We start from the raw sequence: 21,417 nt of genomic DNA, 5'->3' as shown, positions 1-21,417 counted from the left end.
GCTGTGCGCTTTGCACCGGATCGCTAGCGAAAAGCGCACGATGGCGTTATCGTCCACGCCATGATTCGTCCCGCCATGTCGCCGATTGCATCCTGCGAGCCGCCCACCGTGCCCGGCTGGGCGACCCAGCGCGGGTCGGTGACAAGCGATGCGGAGGCGGCGTTCATGGCCGGCGCGGCGTTGCATGCGCTCGACACTCTGGTGCGCGCGGCACCGCCCTGGGCCGGCGCCTGGCGCCAGCGCCAGGCGTTGAAATGCGCCGCGGCCGCCGTGCGCCTCGCCGGCCGCGCCGAGGACGAGGCGGCGCTGCGCGACGCCTGGCATCTGCGCAGCCCAGGCGACGATCCCGGCCCCTCCGGCGCCATTTTTGCGGCATGGAAACGACTGGCCTCACGCTCGCCGGCGGTCGACGCCGACGGCCTGCGCGGAATCTGCGACTTGCTCGGGGTCCGCTGGGATGGCGCGCTGGCGACCATCCCCGAACGCATGGACGATCTGCTGCGGTCCGCGCCGCCGGCGCCGTTCATGGCCGCCGCCATCGCCGGGCACGTCCACGCCGCGCGGCCGGAGGCGGCGTTTTTGGGCTGGTGGCTCGCCGACCTGGCGCTGGCGCAAAGATTGCGCTGGCCGCGGCCGGTGCCGCTGCTGATGGCGCAGGTGCATTCGTCAGCCTTTCGCACCGAGGGCGCACGAGGCGCAAAAATACGGCCGGGGGAGCAAAAGTTCGAGCGGGCGGTCTGCCTCGCGGTCGCGCAAGCCTCGGTGGAGGCCTGCCGGCTGGCCGCCGACATCGCCCGGAACGCCGCCCGGCTTGCCGCGGCGGCGCCCAAGCTCAGGGCGAAAGGGGCGGGGGAGGCGATCAGGTTGCTTCTCGACGAGGACGCCGTGCCCGGCTCGCTGCAGACGCCCCATCTGTCGCGATGGGGCGCGCGGCGCCTGTTCGAGCGGCTGACCGGTCTCGGCGCGGTGCGCGAACTGTCCGGCCGCGCCACCTTTCGCATCTACGGGCTGTGATGATGGCGGCGCGTCCGACGAAGGCTCGCCGAGGAAATGGGGATGGGCAACGACTGTTGCTTGACCGAGATCTCGACCACCTGCCGCCGGAGGTTCGGTGGCGTGAATGGATGGGGCGGGTCGAGGCCGTCATTTTCGCTTCCCACCAGCCGGTGTCGCGGGAGGTTCTTGCGCGGATGGTGGGCCGCGACTGCAATCTCGATCTTCTGATCGACGACATCCGCGCCGAACTGCGCGGCCGACCCTACGATCTGGTGGCGGTCGCCGACGGCTGGCAGCACCGCACCCGGCCGGCTTTTTCAGACGCTATCCGCGCCGCTTCGGGCGTCAGCGAACAGACCGTCGACCTGTCGCAATCGGAAGCGCTGGTGCTGATGACGGTGGCGTATTTCCAGCCGATCACCCGCGCCGAGCTGTCCGGGTTTTTCGGCCGCGAGATCAGCCGCGACCTCATTGGCAATCTGCGCGGCGCCGGCTTCATTGCTTCCGGACCGCGCGCGCCGCAGCCGGGGGCGCCCTACACCTATGTGACGACGAAGACCTTCCTGTCCCACTTCAGCTTCGAGACGCTGCGCGATCTCCCCGACATGGAGAAGCTCGAGGACGCCGGCCTGCTCGACAAGGCAAAACTGCTCGCCGACTTGTCCGGCGCGCTCGGCATTGTCAGCGAAGACGCAGAGGCGGAGGAGCAGGGGCTGCCATGACGCCACCGCCATTCGGGGAAGACACGATCCGTGCCCTCGCCATCGAGGAATCCTTCGCGCGCGGCAAAAGCTACTTTCGCAGCGGGGCTGTTTCCGAACTCGTGCGCCGCGGCGATGTCCTGACCGCGCAGGTCGAAGGCAGCGAATTCGCGCCTTACGTCGTGTCGGTCAGGCTCCGCGATGGCGGCGTCGCCGACACGCGCGGCGTGATCGAGACACGCTGCTCCTGCCCCTACGACTGGGGCGGCGCCTGCAAGCATGTCGTCGCCGTGCTCCTGAAGTTTGTTGCCAAGCCGGGCGAGGTCGTGGAAAGGCTTCCGCTCGCGGACATGCTCCGGGACCTCGATCGGGCGGCGCTGGCGGCGCTGCTGATCAGCCGGGCCGAGGAGGATCCGGGCTTGGTGCTCTGGCTCGAGGCGGAACTGGCCGTCGGCGCGCCGGACGGATTTTTGGCGGGTGCGCGCCGCACCGCCGTCGATCCGAAACCGATCAGACGGCAGGCTGAGGCGCTGCTGTCGGGGCGCAATTCCCGAAGACGCGGCTGGAGCGACGATGTCCCCGCGATCGACGAGGACGGCGTCGCGGCGCTGATCGACAAGGCGAGGCCTTTCCTCGAGGCGGGTGACGGTCGCAACGCCCTCGCCATTTTGGAGCCGGTCACCGAGGCCCTGGTGCCCGCATGGCTCGAACAGGCCGACTGGGACGAAACGCTGCACGAGTTTTTTCCCGTGCTCGGCCAACTGATCGCCGAGGCGGTCCTGATGAGCGATCTCGCACCTGGCGAACGCGACGACCTGATGGCGCGGCTCGATGTCTGGCAGGGCGAACTCGACGGCTACGGCCTCGACGACCATCTGCAGGTCGCGATCGATGCGCTCGAACAGGGCTGGGATGAGATCGGTCTTGCGGACGTGATGGCCGGCCGGGGACGAACCTGGCCGCTCTCGGGCCAGGGCGACTGGATCATGGAGCGGCTGACGGAAGCCCGGCTGCGGGTGCTCGATATCGGCGGGCGGGCGGAGGAATTTCTCAACCTCGCCAGAGCGGCGGGACGGCATGGCGATCATGCCGCGATGCTCGTGCGGCTGGCACGTGTCGCGGAAGCTGCCGCTTATGCCCGGAAACAGTTTCGCTCCGCCGAAGAGGTTCTGCTGCTCTCACAGGTCTTGAAGGAGGCGGGACAGATCGACGAGGCGCTGGAACTGGCCGAATGGGGTCTGACGCTGAAGGCGGAAGAGGACCGCTCCTATGGGATTGTCGGTCTCGCGCGCTGGCTGCGCGATTGCGCCGCCGCGCTGGCCAGGAGAGAACCCGCATTGACGGCGGCGGGCGCCGCTTTCGAGCACAGTCTGTCGCTCGATGATTTTCGGGCGGCCGAGACCCTGGCCGGACCGGAATGGACGGCGATGCGCGCCCGCCTTCTCGCGAAGTTGGCGGCGGCGAAACACGCTCACGACCGGACCGAGATTTTCCTGAACGAAGGCAGGATCGACGAGGCGGTGCGGTCCGTCGACGTCGAGAACGTTTTGCGCAATCCGTCCAATACGGTTCTTATGCGCCTCGCCGAGGCGGCGCACGCCAGCCATCCCGACTGGGTCATCGATGTCTGCGAGCGCATGGCCGTCAACGTCATGGATTCGGGCCAGGCCGGATTCTACGAACTGGCGGCGCAGTGGCTGGAAAAGGCGGTGCTCGCCTATGATGCGGCGGGCCGGTTCGACGACAGGATCGAAAGGATCGACAAGCTTATCGAAAAACACCGGCGCAAGCACAAGCTCAAGCCGCTGCTCCAAGCGTTGCGCCCGGGCGCATAGGCATGGCCGGACGGCCTTGGAGAGCCAAACCGCCATATCGTCGCACGAACGCGGCAACATCGTCGATAGACCCTGACCGACGCTATTCCAGACGGTAGCCAAGGGTCCGATATCCGGTCCGCCGCTTCGCGGCCATACGCGCCAGAACCTGCACGGCCCTGTCGACATAATCATAGACGAGAACGTCGGACTTGCCCTGATGTTCGCGATGCAGGCGCCCGACATACTGGGCGAGCGTCCCCTTCCACGAGATCGGCATGGTCAGGAACAGCGTGTCGAGCCGATGGTCGTCAAAGCCTTCTCCGAGATAGCGGCCTGTCGCCAGAATGAGCCGTTCCTGATCGTCCGATACGCGAAGGGCAGCCTCGGCCGCATTGCGGTCCGCAGCCTTCATGCCGCCGCGCAGGACCACGAGATTGCGAGCAAACTTGGCAAATCGCGCCTGCAAGCGTTCGAGATGATCCCGCCGTTCGGTCAGCACGACCGGCGACCGCCCCGCTTCCAGCGCCTTCAGCACGTCGTCGAAGATCAGATCGTTGCGGGGCTCGTCCACAGCAAGCGCGGCATAGATTGCTGGCATCGAGGGGCGTTCCATGTTCGCAAGGGAAAGCGGAAGCTGGAATGTGGTCGGTCGTTCCAGGACACGGTGGCTCAATGTGCTTTCGATTGCCTGGTGGCGCGCACTCGCGCGATACCGGACCGGTCCGCATTGCATGAAGATGATCGGATGGTGCCCGTCCTTGCGCGCGACAGTCGCCGACAGGCCGAGGACGTATTTCGCCTTGGCGCGCCGCGCCACCAGCTCGAAGCTTGCTGCGGACAGATGATGGCACTCGTCTACGACGAGATGGCCGTAGTCGGCCACCAGATCCGAAACTTCGCCGCGCCGGACAAGGCTCTGGATAAGCGCGATGTCGATAATGCCTGTCGGTTTGCGGCGCCCGCCGCCAATGACGCCGATATGCTGCGGGTCAATTGCGAGGAAGGCTTTCAGACGTTCGACCCACTGGGCGAGCAGTTCTCGGCGGTGCACGAGGATCAGCGTGTTGCGGGCGCGCTGCGCGATCAGTGCCGCGGTGACGACCGTCTTGCCGAATGCCGTGGCGGCAGCTAGCACGCCAAAGTCGTGCGCCGCCAGCGCTTCATTGGCTTCGACCTGCCTGCCCCTCAGCGCGCCGAGAAACCGTGTGCCTTCGGGAAGCGAAGCTCCCGATTCCCGGCGATCCTCCAGGTCGACGTCACCGCCGTGATTCCGGATCAGGCCGATCACCTCGTCCAGACAGCCGCGTGGCAGGCCGGCATGACTCGGATGCACCTCCGCGCAGGAAATGATCCGGGGTTTGCCGAAGGTCGACAGGCGCATGGCCTGGGCGCGATAGAACTCCGGATTCTGGAAAGCAGCCAACCGAATGAGCCGCGCCACCATGGTGGCGGGCAGGCCGGTGCGTTCGACATAGGCCTGATCCGCGAGCACGATCTTGATTCGGTCTGGCAGCGGCTCGGTGACTACGATCGGAGCACGCCTGGAAGGCGTCATCCGCCAGGGCTCATCCGCTGCTTCGTCCTCGACCGGCAATCGCACGCCGAGCACGCGGCCCCGCATCTCCGCCTCGTCTACCAAGCGGCTCACCGCGTCGGCGGGCAGAAGCGGCAATGACGACAGGAACGCCCACTGGTCGGCATAGGGACGCAGATCTCGATCGACAAAGACGCTGTTGCCCTGTTCCCGCGCGCGCCGCTGCAGCGGAAGGGCGATGAGGTTCCCGAATCCGCCAATACGCATGGTGTCCTGGCTTGGAAAGAAGCGGTCGTAAGAAGCAAAGCCGATTTCCGGGCGTCGCTCCATGGTCTCGGTCACGAGGAGGGAGCCGAGCTGTCGCGCGGAGCGCGCCGGGATCGGTTCGGAGAAGAAAATCCAGAGATGCCCGCCATTGCCGGACCGCGACCGCTCGAGCGCGGAATCAATGCCCTTGGCATCGCAAGTTTCCATCATGGCGATTGCATCCGCGGACCAACTCTCGCCGTCGAAATCAGCCGCCAGGAACCAGCAGGTTTCGTCGAGCAGCAGCGGGTAGACCCCGGCAACGAAGTTCTCGGAGCCGCGTCGCGACCCGGTCGCGCCACGCAGATGGTTTTCAATTACGTCGTCGGAGACCGGAATGAAGGCCTGACGTGGACATTCGCCACATTTTACCCGCGGCTTGCCGCAGATTCCCTTCACCCACTCATTGGCGCAGGCCGGCGCATAGCCCGACCGCCCCGCCTTCCTGTTTTCCCAGCGGACCGGATGCACGTCCGATCGGCCAGCAAATAGGCGGCGGAACAGAGCAATTTTGTCTACCGCCGTTGACGCATTGGTGACCGGCGCGGCTTCGGCGAAAGGCGCGGACAGGTCCGCCAAGGGGAGCAGTGCCTGTGGCTGATCAAGCTCGACAAGTCTTGCTTCAAGGGCTCGTCGCTCCGCAGCCAGCGATTCCAGGCGGGCACGGATACGGTCAATCTCATCGTCTCTTTCAAAATCGCATTTCGACACAGCCTGAACCACTGTCTGTCAATCAAACGCCAGATATGTCAGCTCGGCCTCCAACAGGCCGATATGCTCTGGTACCATGACCACCTAACTGCCGTTCTCTAACACGTCGATAAGCGCCAATCAGGGCAGAAAGATCGACGCCCTGGATATCAATCGTCCTTTGGGGAGCTTCGTCCTCGATCATGACACGCTTGCGCATCCACTGGCAGAGCGGTTGCAAGGCTGCAGCAAGGCTACCGGCGGCGAGAATGCGCTGACGCCAGAAGATGATTTCGAAAGCCTCCGTCCCGGCCGTCAGATGATCGTGACATTCTTCTGCTATTTGGTCGAAACAGCGGATGCGCGCGGCTGAAGATAGGTTGATCAGCGTCCTGGCCGAGCCGGGATCAACGGCCGTCGGAAGGCTGAGGAGTCGCGCGATCAGCGAACTCTTTGCGAGAAAGCCCTTGGCGGCCTCCATGCGGAGCATGTCATGAAGGCAGCGCTCGAAACGCCGCGTTGCCGCTTTCACGCTGACTTTCGCGGCTGTTCTCAGGTCGAAATGGCAAGTGGCGCAATGATGCTGCGGAATAAGGCCCGATTGATTAAATGCTGCAGTGCCGCTGCCGCAAGACGGACACCGGTCACGCAGCCCGCAGCCGTGCATCGGGCAGGAGATACTGCTCGCCATCCGCCACCGCCGGCGGAAGTAAGGCGCCAAATCGGAGGTGAGGCACTGAGGGCAGAATTGCAGCCAGGTCGAGCGCCCTCGGTGGCCGGTCTGGCGCAGTGGTAGCAGGAGGCGCGTGCGCTCATCCTGCGCAAGGGTCATTGCAGCCAAAGTGTCTCGCGCAACTCCGGAATAGTGATGAAGCAGGCGCGCCGCGCCATCCGGCAGCGCAAGATCGAGCCGCGCCGACCACATGCCGCCGTCTATCCCGAAAACGTCGGCAAAATGGCGCGGTGCGATGCCATTGGCGAACGCCAGGCGATTGAGCCAGCTCGATAGCAGCTCATCCGCTTGCGGCACGACCACGACTGGCCAGCGGTCGGAATGAATCTCCCGGTAGTGCGACTGCACTTCGATCGCGAACTCGGCCGTGCCGGTCATAGCCGCTATAGCAGGGCTTCGCGCACCGGCGCCTGACGACGGGCCGAGAGTGGAATGTGGCCTAACCGATCGATCATCGCCATCGAGATGCACTCGGCGCCGGATCGGACGGCGACCACCGCCGCCTTGGTGAGGATGGCGACGACCTCGCCGATCAGGCCCTCCGAGAGCGAAAAGATCTTGCGCGCCATTTCTTCCTCCGACAGGTCGGAGCTTTTGGCGAGCGGCAGGGCCGCCTCGAGACTGTCGAGGAGCGCCAGATATTCTTCGCCATAGCGCCACCGCGGGACCGCGCACAGCTCGAACCGGCTCGCCATTTCATCGGTCGCATTGATAAAGTCATAGACGGCGACCTCACCGATCAGCACCGGCGAGATGTCGTGAATCCGGCCAAGCCGACGCAGGAAGGCGAAGATCGCCTCGACGTCGCGGGTGCGGCCGCGTAACGCGTTGTGGAATTCGTCGAAGATCAGGATTCGGGGCGCGAGGCTGGCGAGCAAGTGATCGAGTTGCGCAGCCTTCCGACCAACATTGCGGACGTTGCCGATCGGCGCTTTCAGCGCCTGAAGGACGCTGGCATAGAAATGGGCAAGCCCTGCGCCCTCGTGGGTTTGCACGATCCAGACCCGTTGCGTCGGAGACATCCTCAAATGCTCGATTGCGAATCGCTCGGCGACCATCGTCTTGCCGTTGGCGTAAGGACCAATCAGCATCAGGCCGCCGGTGCGCAGTGCAGCCGGACGGGAAAGCAAGTCGGCCAACCGCTCATGAGCGTCCAGCGCCGCGTGATGGCCGATCCAGCGCGGCGAGCGGATGAAGGCGATCCGCTCCTCGATGTTTCCATCGAGATAGGGCCGTACATGGTCGAGAAGATGATCGGCCATTCACGCGCTACCATTCTTCGATCGGCAGCCGCCGCTTTTGACGCACCGGGTGCTCCACCGGGGCCGGCGGCACCGGCGCCATTGCCTCATAAGGCTTGGAAGCTCCCGCCGCATGGCCAGCGCGAACGGCGTTGCGCAATTCCGTCTTCTTGTGCTTGGCGGTTCCGGCAACGGACGCAATCTCACGGCGGAGCTGGACCTTCTCGACATTCGACGGGGCATTCGCCATCCGGCGGTTGGCGCGGTCGCTTTCGTGCTCCCACAGGGTGACCGGCGTCAAAATCCCGTCACGGCGCCGGACCGAGCGAAAGGCGACACCTGCGGGGTCGCGGACATAGACATGACTGATGTCGCGCGGATCGTAACGAATCTCCAGCTTGCCCAACCGGTCGCGTTCGGGAACGAACGAACCGAGCCATGGCGCGTAATAGAACAGGGCAAACATGCTGATGCCTTGCGGCGTCAGGCGCCGTTCGGCACCCGGCAGAAACGTCAGCAGGACGTCATGCGCGTCGTCATTGAAGCGCGGATTATCCACCGCGTGTGCCTGCCACTCGGTAAGCGGCACTTTTAGCGTCTTGGCGTTCTCCTGGAGATTGTGATCGACGACAGCAAGCGCGACGCAACGCTCGAGATCGGCAAAGCTCAGGCAAGCACGTTTCTCAGACGGATATTCGTCACGGTCGGCCACCGATCGTCCGGTCGATCCCGGGTGCGTAGCAAGCACGGCATTGAGCTTGCCCAGCAGACGCTCGACCACACCACCCTGATGGACGCGGCCGCGGTCACGATATCGGATGCCGATGCCGTATTCCTCGCAGCCGCGCTGAAACGCCCGCCCCTTGAACTCCTTGGCCGAGTCCGTGACGAGTCGGCGTGGTCGGCCGAGCATTGGCCAGTCATGGTCAAGGCCGCGTGCGGCCATCCACTGCTCCTTCGGGCACATTGCGTGCGCAAGACAGAGTGCGACGGAGAGGGAAGACGGCTTTTCCAGGGACAGGCAGAAACCCAGAATGCAGCGCGAGAACACGTCGGTGAGGATGGTCAGGTAGGCGCGGCCGACGAAAATGCCGGCACCGTCGACCACCTCGACGAAGTTGATGTCGGTCGGCGTGTGATCGATCTGACAGACGTCGAGCGGGCGCGGGGCATGGATATAGCCCGGCCGCGGCTTGAGGCGACGAAGGTGCTTCCGGTTGGCTGACCGCCCCTTGGCAATCTCTTCCGGCGTGAACAAAGCCGGGATGCGGCGCGCGGCGGCAATGTAGGACGGCGGTCGAAGGCCGGCCTCCTCGCAACGCGCGCGGATTTCGGCGACGACAGGGGCAAGCGGCGGCGCTTCCAGAACAAGCCACTGCTCGCGCAATGTCGCAGCAATGATTTCCTCGATCTTCGACGGCAACCGCTTCCGGCGTGTGTTGCCCGTTTTCGGCAAGAGCACCGTTACTGTTCGGTCGTCACGATAGCGCGCCAGGAGATTGTAGATCTGACGGGTCGACAACTGCAGCTCAGCCGCTACGCGAGCAATCGCCGATCGGCGCGGCGCGGAACCATCGAGGACCTTGTCGAGTTCGCTCGCTATCCGCCGCGCCTGCGACCAGTGGTCGTCGGTCGCAGTTCGGGACGCGGCCGAAGGCCCCTTTTGCACCAGCTTCTGCAAGGCGGCACCCCATGATTGAAATTCTTAGCGAGAAATCAGTCGCGCAATACCACCCAAAGCCAACGCGGATATGACATTCGCAGGATTGAAATCCGCAAGTAAAAGCCACACCGAGAGTTTGGTGCGCCTCGATGAGCGCCTTGCCCAATCGCCGGTGCGCGACGGCTGGATCGAGCGGATGAATTTCCATGATGCGGTCGCTGCGATGTGGATCGAAGGCGAGCTGGTGCATCTGGAGGACCTCGTCTGCCGCGACGCCGAGATGGACCAACGCACGCCAACGCACGAGTTGACCCTCGCTCACACCGTCGTGCGCAAGCGTCGTCGTATCCTGTCGCAGGCCCGCGACTGGGCGCTTGGCCTAGAGGGACTGCGCGAGCTGACCGGCCGGGGCAGCGCGTCGGCGGCGCCGGCGGAAAGCGACCGGGAAGGGGAGGGGGAGGCTGCGGCTGATCCTGCGGACCCCTGGGATGAGACGGAGGCCGATCAGCTCGCCGAGGAGTTCGCTGAGATCGACGCGGTGCTGGCGCGATCTTCACGGCTGCTCGCCGGCGAAGTTGTTCCGCCGAAGACCGCTCCGCAAGGGGACGAGCGCCTTTCCGTCCTCTACGATCTCGACTGGAACGAGGACGCCCGCCTTGCCGAATGGCGGCAGGTCCTCGATCGTACGTCGGAGTTGCCGGCGGTGCTGCGGGCTGCACTTGCGCTTGAAGCTTGGGCCGACATCGAGGTGCTGCAGCGCGGCGCCTGGATCGGCGGGTTGCTGGTTGGCGCGATGCTTCGAGAAGAGGGCGTCACCGCCAACCATCTCGCTTGCCTGCATCTCGGCGCCCAGAAGATTCCACGTGAGCGCCGGCGGTCGCGCGCCCGCACCGAGCGGGTGGCCGCATTCATCGATGCGATCCGCGAGGCGGCCGTCGCCGGGCTGAAGGAGCATGATCGCCTGCTGCTCGCCAGAGAGCGGATGGAGCGCGTGCTGCGCGGCCGCCGCTCCAGCTCGAAGCTGCCCGTCCTGATGGATCTTGTGCTTTCCCGGCCGATGGTTTCCACCAGCATGGTACAGGCGGCGTTGAAAGTGTCCCGGCAGGGCGCGCTCGATCTTATCGGCGCATTCAGCTTGCGCGAGCTGACAGGCCGGGGAAGTTTCCGGGCCTGGGGGATCGTTTAGGCGCGCAGCGCATCGTCGGCTATACAGAGGCGCTGCGTCTGGCGCATTCCGATTCGACATCAGCGAACATCCCAAATGGCAGATCCCGAAATCCATCTTTACATCGATGACACTGGAAGCCGCGACCCAGACAGGGAGCCGCTGGTGAAGCGTCGTGACGAGATGGATTGTTTCGCGTTCGGCGGAATCCTCATCAATGAGGAAGACGTCGACGAGCTTTTCGCCAGATACAAGGCCTTCTGCAATAGCCACCATATCAACTATCCGCTGCATTCTTGGGCAATCCGGGGCGGGCGCGGCGATTTCGGCTGGTTGAAACGTCCCGAAGCGGCATTCGCATTTCTCTCCGATCTGGAGCGGTTCCTCGTGGACCTGCCGATCGTCGGCATAGCGGCAGTAATCGACCGGCCGGGCTATGTTTCCCGGTACAGGGACCGGCTCTGGTTGATGAGCAAGACTGCCTACTGCATCCTGATCGAGCGTGCCGCCAAATTCGCGCGAAGCCGCGGCCGAAAGCTGCGCGTATTTTTCGAACGCGCTGGCAGGGTCGAGGACAACGAACTGATCGCCTTTGCTCGCTCGCTGAAGAAGGACGGGATGCCTTTCGACGAAAACAATTCCGCGTCCTATCAGTCGCTGAGCGCGGCAGAGTTCCGGGACATTGTCAGAGGCGAGCCGCGAGGCAGGACCAAGGCCACCCCGATGATTCAGATTGCGGACCTGGTTCTGTATCCTATGGCCAAAGGTGGCTACGATCCGACCTACCGACCCTACGTATCCCTGATGGAGAACAAGCGGTTGATCGACGCCTTGCTCGATCCGAACGAGCGCGCGAGCCTTGGCATTAAGTACAGCTGCTTCGAGCGCATAAACGACAAAGGCCCGGACGAACCGAGCCTTTGAGAAAGTGTCGGCTGGCGCTTGGCGCCAACCCCGGAGCGTTGCTCACACTGGTATTATGGTGTGGTTGACCTCTGTTTTCAAGACTTGCTGTTGAGATGCTGGCTCAGCGTAGGCGAGGCTGGCGTCGCGCCCATCGCCATTATTCTACAAGACCGAAGACGGGGCCAAATCCGCCGTGCCATGACATGTCGCTACGGCCCAAGTGAGGCTCGTAGATGCCCACGCCATTGCCGCCATCCAGAAACAGCGCATTGGGACAACTGAGGTGGTCGCGAAACAGGCGCGCGAAGTTATGAAAGTTCACGGCGTCCTCGCTTATCGCGAAGTTGACTAGCCCACCGTCGCAGACTCCGACGCCGCTTCGACGCGTTCGATCGCTCGATCCGGCAATGAAGATGGGATTCAGCTTGTTTTTGATCACGAGCATCGGGCCGGACTGGGTGGCAAACCGCGCCTTTGGTCGACGCTTCAGATAGTCGGTCGTCGGCAGGATCCCGGCATCGGCGTCATTCAGAAAGAACACGCCATTCGGCTTCTTGTAGAAGTTGGGCATCTTTCCAGGCGGGCCATCCATTGTCTTCGTGCTGGCGGGCCGCAGTTCCTGGCCGTTCTCGACATAGAGTCCAATCGGCGAGAAGTCGGTTAGATACATGCCGGCGTTCATCGCGAATACCAGCGTTCGTCCTTCGTTGGCGACCGTCTTGGCTATGGCCGGGAAACGACGATAGGGGTCGCCATGGGCATCTTTCCAAAACAATCGAAGGTCGTCATGCCCCGGTGTCGCGGTGCATACGATGAATTTTGCCTCTTCGAACGTTTGCTCCTCGCACGGTTGGGCCAAGACAGGTTGCGCGGCTGCGAAGGAGGTGACGAGTAAGAGAAGCGGGATCGGAGCGAGGTGTTTGGGATAGAATACCATCGTCAACAAGTCTCGGAGGCAGCGAGAAAGACAGTACGTGAAATGATCTCCGCCAAAAATGATCGGCGAATCCTTCGATGGCAACAGGCTATCCTCGACAGCGTTGACACGCCTTCAATACGTTGGTCGGTGCTGCGCCGTAACCATTCGTGGCGCTCAAGGCTGGGGTCGTTTGCGGGAGAGGGCGAAATCCTACCCTAAGCGATGCCAGCGATATACTCGTCCTGCGCGGGAAATATCTATACAGCGTCTGGCGGGAACGACACCGTCATCTCCGCACCTGGTACCACGCGTTCGCTGACGCTGCAGAGGACCTGAAATCGCTCCCGTGGGCTTGATCGCTATGGCGCGCGCCAGCGCTGCGCGCTGGAAAACTGCGCCGGGTAGCGTTTCTCCAGTCCAGATCGACGAGATCGAGCAACTCGATCGCCTGCTTCCTGATTTCGGCCGCAGGCGGCCGTGTCGCACCCGTTCGCCGGAGCGTCACTCGGTCAGGACGCAGCCGCCAAATCCTTCACGGCACAAAGCGGTGGGGCGTCTCCGGCGTCCGAAACGTCGGGAGCAATCTCGTGGCCGCCACCCTGATTCGACTTGTCCTCTGGGAAGACGCGCACGTTCTTCAGTTCGACATACACCTGCACCCCCGGCTCCAGGGAAAGCTGGGTGCTTTCCTCCTTGCTCAACTGGGCAGTTAATGGGCTGCCATCGTCGTTACGAGTCAGTTCGAGTTGCACCAACGGTCCCGCGGAATTCACGCGCTGAATAGTCGCGGCGATATTGGCACCTTCGCCGGCTTGCTCGCGCACCTTGACCTCGTGAGGCCTGACATATGCAACCGCCGGCGCATCCTTCACGGCGACATGCTCAGGAACAAAGAGTTCGGTCTCGCCCAGGCGCAAACGTCCACGACGAATTCGGCCATGGAACAGGTTCACATTGCCAAGGAAACTGTAGACGAACGGGGTGGCCGGGTTCTCATAGATCTCGTCCGGCGTACCGATCTGCTCGATGCGCGCCTGATTCATCACCACGACACGATCGGCAAGCTCGAAGGCTTCCTCCTGATCGTGTGTGACGAAGAGGCTCGTCACATGGATTTCTTCGTGCAGCTTGCGCAGCCACTTTCGAAGTTCCTGACGTACCTTGGCGTCGAGCGCACCGAAGGGCTCGTCCAGCAACAGAACCTTGGGCTGGGCCGCAAGTGCCCGCGCCAAGGCGACACGCTGGCGTTGACCGCCGGACAACTGGCTGGGGTAGCGATCCTGCAACCCTTCCAGGCGGATCAGCTTCATGAGCTCATCGACGCGCTCGCGGATCTGCGGCTTGGGCGTCTTGCGGACCCTCAGGCCATAGCCGACATTCTGCGCCACCGTCATATGGCGAAACAGCGCGTAGTGCTGGAAGACGAAACCAACCTTGCGATCACGGGCGGAATAGTTGGTGATGTCTTCGTCCTGTTGCAGCACGGTGCCAGAGTCGGCGACTTCGAGGCCGGCGATGATCCGCAGCAGGGTAGTCTTTCCCGAACCGGACGGGCCGAGCAAGGCGACCAGGTTCCCGTCGGGCACCTCAAGGCTGACGTTGTCCAGCGCGCGGTAGTTCCCGAACGTCTTCGAAACGTCCTTGATCAAGATGCTCATGGTTTAACTCCATTTGTCCGGGCCGGGACACTGGCTGCATTCGGAGCCCTCCGGTCAAGCTGAACCTTGGCGATCAGTGTGATGATCGCGACGAGGGTGAGCAAGGATGCAACCGCGAACGATCCGGGGAGATTATACTCCTGAAACAGCTTCTCGATACGGAGCGGCATTGTATCCGTCTGTCCCGCTATGTGGCCAGAGACCACATAGACGGCTCCGAACTCTCCCATAGCGCGAGCATTGCACAGGATGACGCCGTAGATCAGTCCCCACTTAATGTTGGGCACCGTGATGTGCCAGAAAAGCTGCCATCCGCTGGCTCCCAGACTGACCGCCGCCAGTTCCTCCTCGACGCCCACGGCCTCCATCACGGGGATCAGCTCGCGCGCGACGAACGGGAAGGTGATGAACGCCGTGGCCAGAACCAGTCCGGGGAGGGCGAAGATGATCTTGAGGCTCTGATTGCGCGGCCAAACCTCGAAATAGACCTGAAGGTAGAACAGCACGCCAAAGATGATGGCGCTGCCGAGCAGCAGCACCAGATAGGGATGGTTCCACAGTCCGCGACGCGCCTTGGGGCTCAGCGGCCTCAAGATGTAAAACAGCAGAATGAAGATGCCGACGGCGAGGGCCGAAATCAGATACGGCATTATCGAGTAGCCGTCCGCCCTCAGGAACGGCCCAAGATATCCCTGACGCCCGAAGATCAGCACGAACATCAGCCCCGCCACGACCGGCGACACCGCAAAGGGCAAGTCGATGAGGGCGGTCAGCAGCGTGCGGCCGCGGAAATTGAACTTGGCGATTGCCCAGGCCGCCGCGACGCCAAACACCGTGTTGGCGACCAGCGCAATCGGGGCCACGATCAACGTCAGAACGATCGAGTGCCGCGTGTCCGGATCGTCGAACAGATTGCGCCAGTAGGTCATCACCCCCTCGCTGAGGGCTTGCACGAAAATGTTTGTGACCGGAATGACGATCAGAACGATGACGATGGCAAGGGCGGCTCCCGTTAGAAGCCACCTGACCCAGGCCGGGTCCTGCTGCGCGCGCCTAATGCTGCGGGCAGGCGCAGTTGCCCTCGGTTTTTCCAATATGGCCTCAGCGCTCATGGCGCATGCTCCAACGCTCCAGCATGTTGATGATCACCAGCATGGCGAACGAAATGACCAGCAGCACGACGGCAATCGCCGTGGCTTCGCCATAGGCGAATTCCTCCAGGCGCGCCACGATCAGGATCGCAGCGATTTCCGTTTCATACGGCTTGTTGCCCGACACGAATACGACGGAGCCGTATTCCCCCACGCCGCGCGCGAAAGCCAGCGCAAAACCCGTGATGAGCGCGGGATAAAGGCTGGGGAGAATGACATCCAGGAAACTCTGCAGGCGCGTGGCGCCCAGGGAGGCCGAGGCTTCCTCCGATTCCGGATCGATGTCTTCGAGGATCGGCTGCACCGTTCTCACAACGAAGGGAAGCCCTACGAAGACCAGAACCAGGACGATCGCGAAGCGCGAATAGGCCCCCTCAATTCCCCAGGGAACCAGGTACTGCCCGAGCCAGCCATTCTCGACATAGAGCGCCGAGTAGACCAATCCGGCCACCGCCGTCGGCAGCGCCAGGGGCAGGTCGACGAGCGAATCCACGATTTTCTTGCCCGGAAAATCGTAGCGGACCAGCACCCATGCGATAAGAAGGCCGAGAACCAGATTGATCAGCGCCGCGACAAAGGCCGCGCCGAACGTCAACAGATATGCCGCGCGTGCCCGCTCCGTCCACACCGCTCCCCAGAACTCCTCGAACGACAGCGACCCGGCCTTGAAAAAGACCGCCGTAATCGGAATGAGCACCAGGACGCTGAGGTAGAAAACCGTGTAACCCAGCGTCAGCGAGTACCCGGGCAAGACTTTCCTGTTTGCACTTGCCATGACCTTGCCAACCCATCTCTCTCAAAGTTCGGCCCCGCGCCTGTTTTCCGGCGCGGGGCGTACAATGACATTCAAGTTCGTCGTCTTCAGGACTTCGGCTTGTAGATGTTGTCGAATACGCCGCCCTCGCCGATGAACTGCTTGTGGGCATCCGGCCAGTCCTTCGCGATGTCGGTTATCGGAAACCGCTTAATCTCGCCAAAGGTCGTTCCAATATACTTTTTGTGGATGGCCTCGTTGGTCGGCCGATAAAAATGTTTTGCAAGGATTTCCTGACCCTCGTCAGTGTAGGTGTACTTCAAGTACGCTTCCGCTGCTTCCCGGTGACCGGGTGCCCGGTCAACAACGTCATCGACCACGGCGACGTAAGGCTCGGCCAGAATGCTGACAGGCGGGTTGATGATTTCCAACGCGCCTTTCGCCTCCTCCACCTCGAGATGCGCCTCGTTTTCCCACGCAAGGTGCACGTCGCCGATTCCCTTCTGGACGAACGTTGTCGTCGCGCCGCGGGCACCCGAATCCAGAACGGGAACCTGCTGGTAGAGCTGGGTGACAAACTTCACGGCATCATCGCGCGAGCCGCCGCGCACGACCACCGAACCCCACGCACTAAAGAAGCTCAGATAACCGTTTCCGGAGGTCTTCGGATTCGGGGTGACGATCTCGATGCCGGGCTTCACCAGGTCCGGCCAGTCCTTGATGCCTTTCGGATTTCCCTTGCGAACGACAAAGACGATGGTCGAGGTGTAGGGCAGAGAGCGATTGGGCAGGCGATCGACCCATCCCTCCTTAATCAGCCCGCTTTTGGCGACGGCATCCGTGTCGAGGAAGGACGCCAGCGTCACCACGTCGGCTTCAAGGCCGTCGATGACAGCGCGGGCCTGAGTGCTCGAACCGCCGTGCGACTGCTTGATGCTCAGCGTGTCTCCAGTCGACTTCTCGTAGATTGGTATGAAATGCTCGTTGATGTCGCGCCAGAGTTCCCTAGTCGGATCATAGGACACGTTCAGGAGTTCGATCTCGGCGGCGGAAGCCGGTACTGAAAAGCCTGGGACGCCGAGCTGGACAGCGCCGACCAGGAGGCCGGCAAGAATTGCGTTGGTTCGAAGTCGGGTCATTGTCTGCCTCCGTTGGAATTCCATCTTAATCTAGTAATTTTGTAGAATATTGATGCAATGGCCTTTGCGTTTTTCGCGGGCGGCGCGCAAATTTACGCCTCCTGCGGACATTTCAGGGAATTTTTTTGCCTCATCATGGTGTAATGCGCAACGCTCCAGCCAACAGCGACATTGTCAAGACATTCCTGTGGCCGCGCGCCAGGCCTGCACAATGACGCTGTGCTGGTTCCAGATCATCAGCGCTCCACTCACAGCCATGAGCGCGACCACAAGGCCGCGGAACTGTCGTCCACTCAGGCGTTCGAGCCAGCGCTTGGCCAGCAGATTGGCAAGCGCAGCGCCCAAACCCGCGGCTGCGCCGTACATGGCCGCCTGACCACCGAGCGCACCGAGTCCAGTGAAAACCGCGACCTTGACGACATCGATCACAAACGAGTTCACGGATTTCGTGGCGACCAACGTCTCCTTCTCCGAACCGTAGTTCAGATAGAGCGAATTCAGGACGGGTCCCACCGTGCCCATCAGCGCCGACAACAGCGCGACGATCAGGCCGGCCGGGAGGAACCACCAGCGGCGGACTCGGTAGCTCCGCTCGCGCGCCCCGCCGCGAAATTCCCAGACTGCACTGATCAGATAGATCCCTATTAGTATCTGGAGCCATTCCGCCCGACTGTTGGCGAACAGCCAGGAGCCCGCCGCGGCACCGGCGATGGCGCCCGGCAGATACCAACGGACCAGGCTCCAATCGATGTCGCGCCGAAAGGCCAGGGCGCGGATGGGATTGCCGATGAGCTCGGTCAAGGTGATGACCGGCGCAACTGCGGCGCTCCCTGTGATGAAAGTCACGGCGGGGATCAGCAATAGACCGCCGCCTCCGGCCGAGAGGGTGTTCAGCGTCCAGGTGAGGAACCCCGCCAACGCCAGGAGGCCTAGTCTAATCCAGTCCATCCGATCAGAACGAAGCGGGCCTTTGATCGTTCCGAACGCGTCGGTTAGCAAAAGCCCGGCCCGCCCCTTGAGTCTCGTCTGCGATGGAAATAATCACCGTTACCGGGCCAAACGCGGGCGCCCGGAAGACCGGACTCCGGCGCACCGTACCGCCGATAGCTTTGAAAGCTGGTTGAAAGCGGACCGCTTAACCAGCCGGAGTTACGGTGAAGTCATCAAAATACACGTGACTGTCGGCCTTCGACCACAAGCCAACACGCCCGGTCACCGGCTCAGGCAGCGTGTCCTGCAGGTAGAGCTTGCCGTCGACATAGCCTTCGACCTTGGTGCCGGCGATGCGCACCTTCAGGTCGTGCCATTCATGGGTTGAGGTTGGGGTGTTCTTGACCCAGGTCACCGACGAGCGTTTCCCCTTTTCGAACTTCCACAAGACAAGGTTGTTCTCCAGAGGGTTGGCGCGAATCGTGAGATAGTCGCCGTTAGGCTTCAGGTTGAACAATATCCCGGCACCTTGATCAATGCGGCCGGAAATGCCCTCGAACCGGACGGTGATCTCTCCGTCGCGGAAATCTGGCATGCGTTCAAAGACTGCGTAGGGGAAGTATGCATAGGCTTGGACGCGGTCGAGAAACTCGGCATACCGCTCCCCATAGAGCGCCCGTGCCTTGTCGGCGAGACCGGCGGAGGTCTGTCCCTCCTTCCATTGGCGCCCGTCGACGGCCAACACCTTATTGTCGCCTTCTGTTTCGATCCGCCAAACGCCCACCACGCCGGGCATCGCCTTCGAATCTGCGCCAACTTCCTCGTCCGAAAAATTGACGATGTCCGGCGAGCCCGCCGAGGCTGGCAGCAGCAAGGCCACCAAGCCGGCACCTGCCGCGGCGACTGTCTTGAGGCTATGTAAGATGTTCACGGCTGATCTCCTTCTGGCTTGAGGCGTATGCGATGGCCGGTGCCCTGCGGCTCCGCCACCAGGCGACCCCAATGAGTAGCGGCAGGCCGCCAAGGAACCAGGGAAGCGCGATCCACGGAGCCGCGACGAGCGGATAGCCGGGATAATCGCCGGCCCCGGTCGCCGGCACGGGCAGGGGTACATTTGCGAGCCCATAAAGGAGCGGCAGTACCTCCTCGGTGCCGGTCGATCGACTGACGGCCGACCGGCCGCCATAGCTGTACTCGACTTCGCCATACGACTCATCGCTTGCGCTGTCGACAACACTCTGCTGGTCGCCTGCAAAACGGATGACAATCCGTGGAATGACCCGCTCGAGCTTCGATAGGACGCTTGTTCGCAAATCGGCGTACCGGGGGTCTTCGGGCGCCAGGTGAACGGTGACGGTCAGCTGCTCGCTGAGTTGCGTCAGGGCCTGTTGGTCGGCAAGCGAGAAAGAGTTCCGTCGGTCCTCGGTCGCATCGGCCGACCATCTGATCTGGGTAGCCGCGACCATCACAAGACAGGTCGCCACGAGGCAGATGAGCGAACCGACAAGCTTGATGCGCACGGTAGCACCCATGGGGAGCCAGATGGCAGCGAGTGCGGCAAATCCAAGAATCGCCGCAAGCACCCCGACGACGAGACTGAGCGATAACAATCCGAGCTCAAAGGTATGCAGCGTTTGCGTGAGCGATAGCCGCGACGACCAGCCAAGGAGGTCGGGTTGGCTGGCCGCCGCGAAGTCGATGACCCACGATCCGAGTGTGAAGCCGAGTGTGACAATCGCCGCGGTTGCCGCGCTCTCGGTAAGCGCAGCTGCGAATAACGCGATGGCGCCGACCAACAGGCCATAGAGCAGATGTCCGAGAACAAGGTTCAGGGTCTCGGCGACGAACAGATGTCCGCCCATGAACTCCCAAATCGCGAGCGCTGAGAGCGCAGGGATACTGGCAGTGAGCCAAGCTGCGAAGACGGCGACCAGCTTGGCGCCAATCAAAGTCGGCGGTCGATAGGGCAGCTGGATCAGGAGCCGCAAGGCGCCGGACTCCTTTTCGTTGCCGAGCACGGGTATGGCAACAAAGGGAAACAGCAGCGTAACGGCGACGTAGAAGCCGCCGAACGTCGGAACCAGTACGCCGTCCAGCGGGGATAGTGCGCTCGCGAGCCCAGGCGAGGTGAGCGCAGTAGCGCTCGTTTCGCCGTAGAGCGACACGGCCTGAAAGAAGCTGAAGCCGATGAGAGGGCAGAGCATCAGCAGCATTGTCCAGAGCGGCCGGCCGCTCGCCATTTCCCGCAGCTCCTTGGCCAGCAAGGGGCCGAAGGGAGCGTCGAGCGGTACCGCTGCCTCAGGTGAGCGCAAGGAAAACCTCCTCCAACCCACCGGAGAGGATCCCCGCACGCTCCCGCAAGTCGCCCAAGGTCCCGACGCCGCGCACGTGGCCTTCTGCGAGCAAGACGAAACGGTCGCATATGCGCTCGGCATCGAGCAGCTGGTGTATGGCGAGGACGAGGCTCCGCCCCTGCGCCGCAACTTTGCGCAGCACGTCCATGATCTCGCGGGTCTGTCGCAAGTCGAAGCCGTCGAAGGGCTCGTCCATCAGCAGCAGGGGATGCGGCGTAATCAGGGCAAGCGCCAACATCAGTCGACGGGCATACCCTTTGGACAATGCAAGCACCCGCTTGTTCAGCACCGGTGCAAGTCCGACCGCCCTAACTGTGTCCGCGACGTCGAGGTCCGATGTCCGGTAAACACCGGCGAAGAACGCGAGCACCCGTTCGACATACTGGTCGCGCCACGGCCGGAGGCCGTCGGGGAGGTAGAAGATCGATCTCCGGCGCAATGCGGGTGGCAGAGGGGCGCCGTGCCAGAAAATCGTCCCCGAGTCGGCGGGAAGAACGCCGGCAACTGCTTCGAACAACGTGGTTTTGCCGGCTCCGTTCGGTCCGATGAGACCGAGAACTTCGCCGGCTTCGACCGTGAAGGCAACGTCCGCCAACGCTGTTTGCGGGCCGTAGCGCTTTGTCAAGGCGTCGACCCGAAGGGCGACTCCGCTCGCTGGCGATGTTGCGATTTGCGCCTTGTCAGGCTTCCGGCTTCGCATCAACATCGGCTGATTCCCTCCCGGCGTGCGATTGGGCATTGCCCGGCCGAACTCCGCCGT

The 21,417-nt window shown here is 62.8% G+C and carries 18 protein-coding genes and 1 pseudogene; 5 read left to right on the top strand and 14 right to left on the bottom strand.

Features of this window, described 5'->3' with window-relative positions:
* The first annotated feature begins 60 nt into the window (after positions 1-60).
* Genes NKI25_RS28215 through NKI25_RS28205 form a run of 3 tightly spaced genes read left to right on the top strand, consistent with a single transcriptional unit; the run spans position 61 to position 3,532 of the window.
* Complete coding sequence (locus NKI25_RS28215; protein WP_353000007.1) at positions 61-1,014, top strand: DUF1403 family protein; 954 nt, start codon at positions 61-63, stop codon at positions 1,012-1,014.
* A 2-nt stretch (positions 1,015-1,016) separates the two neighbouring features.
* On the top strand, positions 1,017-1,718 hold the full coding sequence (gene scpB, locus NKI25_RS28210) for an SMC-Scp complex subunit ScpB (protein ID WP_051409785.1): 702 nt from the start codon (positions 1,017-1,019) through the stop codon (positions 1,716-1,718).
* Positions 1,715-3,532 (top strand): SWIM zinc finger family protein, encoded by a 1,818-nt coding sequence (locus tag NKI25_RS28205; RefSeq protein WP_353000006.1) that lies wholly within the window; start codon positions 1,715-1,717, stop codon positions 3,530-3,532. The genes scpB and NKI25_RS28205 overlap by 4 nt, the downstream gene beginning before the upstream one ends.
* A gap of 82 nt (positions 3,533-3,614) precedes the next feature.
* Here NKI25_RS28205 and NKI25_RS28200 read toward each other — a convergent pair whose 3' ends face one another.
* The 4 genes from NKI25_RS28200 to NKI25_RS28185 all read right to left on the bottom strand — a co-directional run bounded on the left by NKI25_RS28200 (position 3,615) and on the right by NKI25_RS28185 (position 9,699).
* Positions 3,615-5,933: a TOTE conflict system archaeo-eukaryotic primase domain-containing protein gene (locus tag NKI25_RS28200; RefSeq protein WP_353000004.1), complete on the bottom strand. Its 2,319-nt coding sequence runs from the start codon at positions 5,931-5,933 to the stop codon at positions 3,615-3,617.
* Between the two features lie 154 nt (positions 5,934-6,087).
* Positions 6,088-7,155, bottom strand: a complete 1,068-nt coding sequence (locus NKI25_RS28195) for a TniQ family protein (protein WP_023722827.1) — start codon at positions 7,153-7,155, stop codon at positions 6,088-6,090.
* Positions 7,156-7,160: 5 nt separating this feature from the next.
* Positions 7,161-8,039, bottom strand: coding sequence for a TniB family NTP-binding protein (locus NKI25_RS28190; protein ID WP_352623865.1), 879 nt, complete (start codon positions 8,037-8,039; stop codon positions 7,161-7,163).
* 7 nt (positions 8,040-8,046) lie between these two features.
* Positions 8,047-9,699, bottom strand: coding sequence for a TnsB C-terminal domain-containing protein (locus NKI25_RS28185; RefSeq protein WP_502897453.1), 1,653 nt, complete (start codon positions 9,697-9,699; stop codon positions 8,047-8,049).
* Between the two features lie 70 nt (positions 9,700-9,769).
* Between NKI25_RS28185 and NKI25_RS28180 the strand changes: the two genes are divergently transcribed.
* Positions 9,770-10,867: an RHE_PE00001 family protein gene (locus NKI25_RS28180; protein ID WP_353000002.1), complete on the top strand. Its 1,098-nt coding sequence runs from the start codon at positions 9,770-9,772 to the stop codon at positions 10,865-10,867.
* A 75-nt stretch (positions 10,868-10,942) separates the two neighbouring features.
* Positions 10,943-11,770 (top strand): DUF3800 domain-containing protein, encoded by an 828-nt coding sequence (locus NKI25_RS28175; protein ID WP_353000000.1) that lies wholly within the window; start codon positions 10,943-10,945, stop codon positions 11,768-11,770.
* A 139-nt stretch (positions 11,771-11,909) separates the two neighbouring features.
* Here NKI25_RS28175 and NKI25_RS28170 read toward each other — a convergent pair whose 3' ends face one another.
* From NKI25_RS28170 to NKI25_RS28130, 10 genes and pseudogenes are all read right to left on the bottom strand, one after another.
* Positions 11,910-12,689 (bottom strand): phosphodiester glycosidase family protein, encoded by a 780-nt coding sequence (locus NKI25_RS28170; RefSeq protein WP_502897454.1) that lies wholly within the window; start codon positions 12,687-12,689, stop codon positions 11,910-11,912.
* A 350-nt stretch (positions 12,690-13,039) separates the two neighbouring features.
* Positions 13,040-13,164 (bottom strand): annotated as a pseudogene (locus NKI25_RS36565) (sulfate ABC transporter ATP-binding protein); the annotation flags it as partial.
* Between the two features lie 16 nt (positions 13,165-13,180).
* Entirely contained in the window at positions 13,181-14,329 is a 1,149-nt protein-coding gene (locus NKI25_RS28165) for a sulfate/molybdate ABC transporter ATP-binding protein (RefSeq protein WP_023802340.1), read from the bottom strand.
* Positions 14,326-15,441, bottom strand: a complete 1,116-nt coding sequence (locus tag NKI25_RS28160; protein WP_352999996.1) for a sulfate ABC transporter permease — start codon at positions 15,439-15,441, stop codon at positions 14,326-14,328. The genes NKI25_RS28165 and NKI25_RS28160 overlap by 4 nt, the downstream gene beginning before the upstream one ends.
* A complete protein-coding gene (gene cysT / locus NKI25_RS28155) occupies positions 15,431-16,255 on the bottom strand; it encodes a sulfate ABC transporter permease subunit CysT (RefSeq protein WP_023802342.1) in 825 nt (274 codons plus the stop codon). Before cysT ends, NKI25_RS28160 begins: the two co-directional genes overlap by 11 nt.
* Before the next feature lie 86 nt (positions 16,256-16,341).
* Positions 16,342-17,373, bottom strand: coding sequence for a sulfate ABC transporter substrate-binding protein (locus tag NKI25_RS28150; protein ID WP_352610368.1), 1,032 nt, complete (start codon positions 17,371-17,373; stop codon positions 16,342-16,344).
* 174 nt (positions 17,374-17,547) lie between these two features.
* Complete coding sequence (locus tag NKI25_RS28145) at positions 17,548-18,291, bottom strand: sulfite exporter TauE/SafE family protein (RefSeq protein ID WP_245277794.1); 744 nt, start codon at positions 18,289-18,291, stop codon at positions 17,548-17,550.
* A 217-nt stretch (positions 18,292-18,508) separates the two neighbouring features.
* Positions 18,509-19,183: a LamG domain-containing protein gene (locus NKI25_RS28140; protein ID WP_245277795.1), complete on the bottom strand. Its 675-nt coding sequence runs from the start codon at positions 19,181-19,183 to the stop codon at positions 18,509-18,511.
* Between the two features lie 34 nt (positions 19,184-19,217).
* Positions 19,218-20,615 carry an ABC transporter permease subunit gene (locus tag NKI25_RS28135; protein ID WP_352999994.1) on the bottom strand — a complete coding sequence of 466 codons (1,398 nt, stop codon included), beginning with the start codon at positions 20,613-20,615 and terminating at the stop codon, positions 19,218-19,220.
* Positions 20,602-21,282 carry an ABC transporter ATP-binding protein gene (locus NKI25_RS28130; protein ID WP_352999993.1) on the bottom strand — a complete coding sequence of 227 codons (681 nt, stop codon included), beginning with the start codon at positions 21,280-21,282 and terminating at the stop codon, positions 20,602-20,604. The genes NKI25_RS28135 and NKI25_RS28130 overlap by 14 nt, the downstream gene beginning before the upstream one ends.
* Positions 21,283-21,417: the final 135 nt, after the last annotated feature.

Source organism: Mesorhizobium sp. M0808, from assembly GCF_040320025.1.
Taxonomy (GTDB): domain Bacteria; phylum Pseudomonadota; class Alphaproteobacteria; order Rhizobiales; family Rhizobiaceae; genus Mesorhizobium.
Note: the sequence above shows the minus strand (reverse complement) of the source record. Positions and strands in the feature narration are given on the sequence as shown.

What these genes read in the sequence shown, in the direction of transcription:
- NKI25_RS28215 (WP_353000007.1), top strand. Translation starts at nt 61, where the DNA reads ATGATTCGTCCCGCCATGTCGCCGATTGCATCCTGCGAGCCGCCCACC.
- scpB (WP_051409785.1), top strand. Translation starts at nt 1,017, where the DNA reads ATGGCGGCGCGTCCGACGAAGGCTCGCCGAGGAAATGGGGATGGGCAA.
- NKI25_RS28205 (WP_353000006.1), top strand. Translation starts at nt 1,715, where the DNA reads ATGACGCCACCGCCATTCGGGGAAGACACGATCCGTGCCCTCGCCATC.
- NKI25_RS28195 (WP_023722827.1), bottom strand. Translation starts at nt 7,155, where the DNA reads ATGACCGGCACGGCCGAGTTCGCGATCGAAGTGCAGTCGCACTACCGG.
- NKI25_RS28190 (WP_352623865.1), bottom strand. Translation starts at nt 8,039, where the DNA reads ATGGCCGATCATCTTCTCGACCATGTACGGCCCTATCTCGATGGAAAC.
- NKI25_RS28180 (WP_353000002.1), top strand. Translation starts at nt 9,770, where the DNA reads ATGACATTCGCAGGATTGAAATCCGCAAGTAAAAGCCACACCGAGAGT.
- NKI25_RS28175 (WP_353000000.1), top strand. Translation starts at nt 10,943, where the DNA reads ATGGCAGATCCCGAAATCCATCTTTACATCGATGACACTGGAAGCCGC.
- NKI25_RS28170 (WP_502897454.1), bottom strand. Translation starts at nt 12,689, where the DNA reads ATGGTATTCTATCCCAAACACCTCGCTCCGATCCCGCTTCTCTTACTC.
- NKI25_RS28165 (WP_023802340.1), bottom strand. Translation starts at nt 14,329, where the DNA reads ATGAGCATCTTGATCAAGGACGTTTCGAAGACGTTCGGGAACTACCGC.
- NKI25_RS28160 (WP_352999996.1), bottom strand. Translation starts at nt 15,441, where the DNA reads ATGAGCGCTGAGGCCATATTGGAAAAACCGAGGGCAACTGCGCCTGCC.
- cysT (WP_023802342.1), bottom strand. Translation starts at nt 16,255, where the DNA reads ATGGCAAGTGCAAACAGGAAAGTCTTGCCCGGGTACTCGCTGACGCTG.
- NKI25_RS28150 (WP_352610368.1), bottom strand. Translation starts at nt 17,373, where the DNA reads ATGACCCGACTTCGAACCAACGCAATTCTTGCCGGCCTCCTGGTCGGC.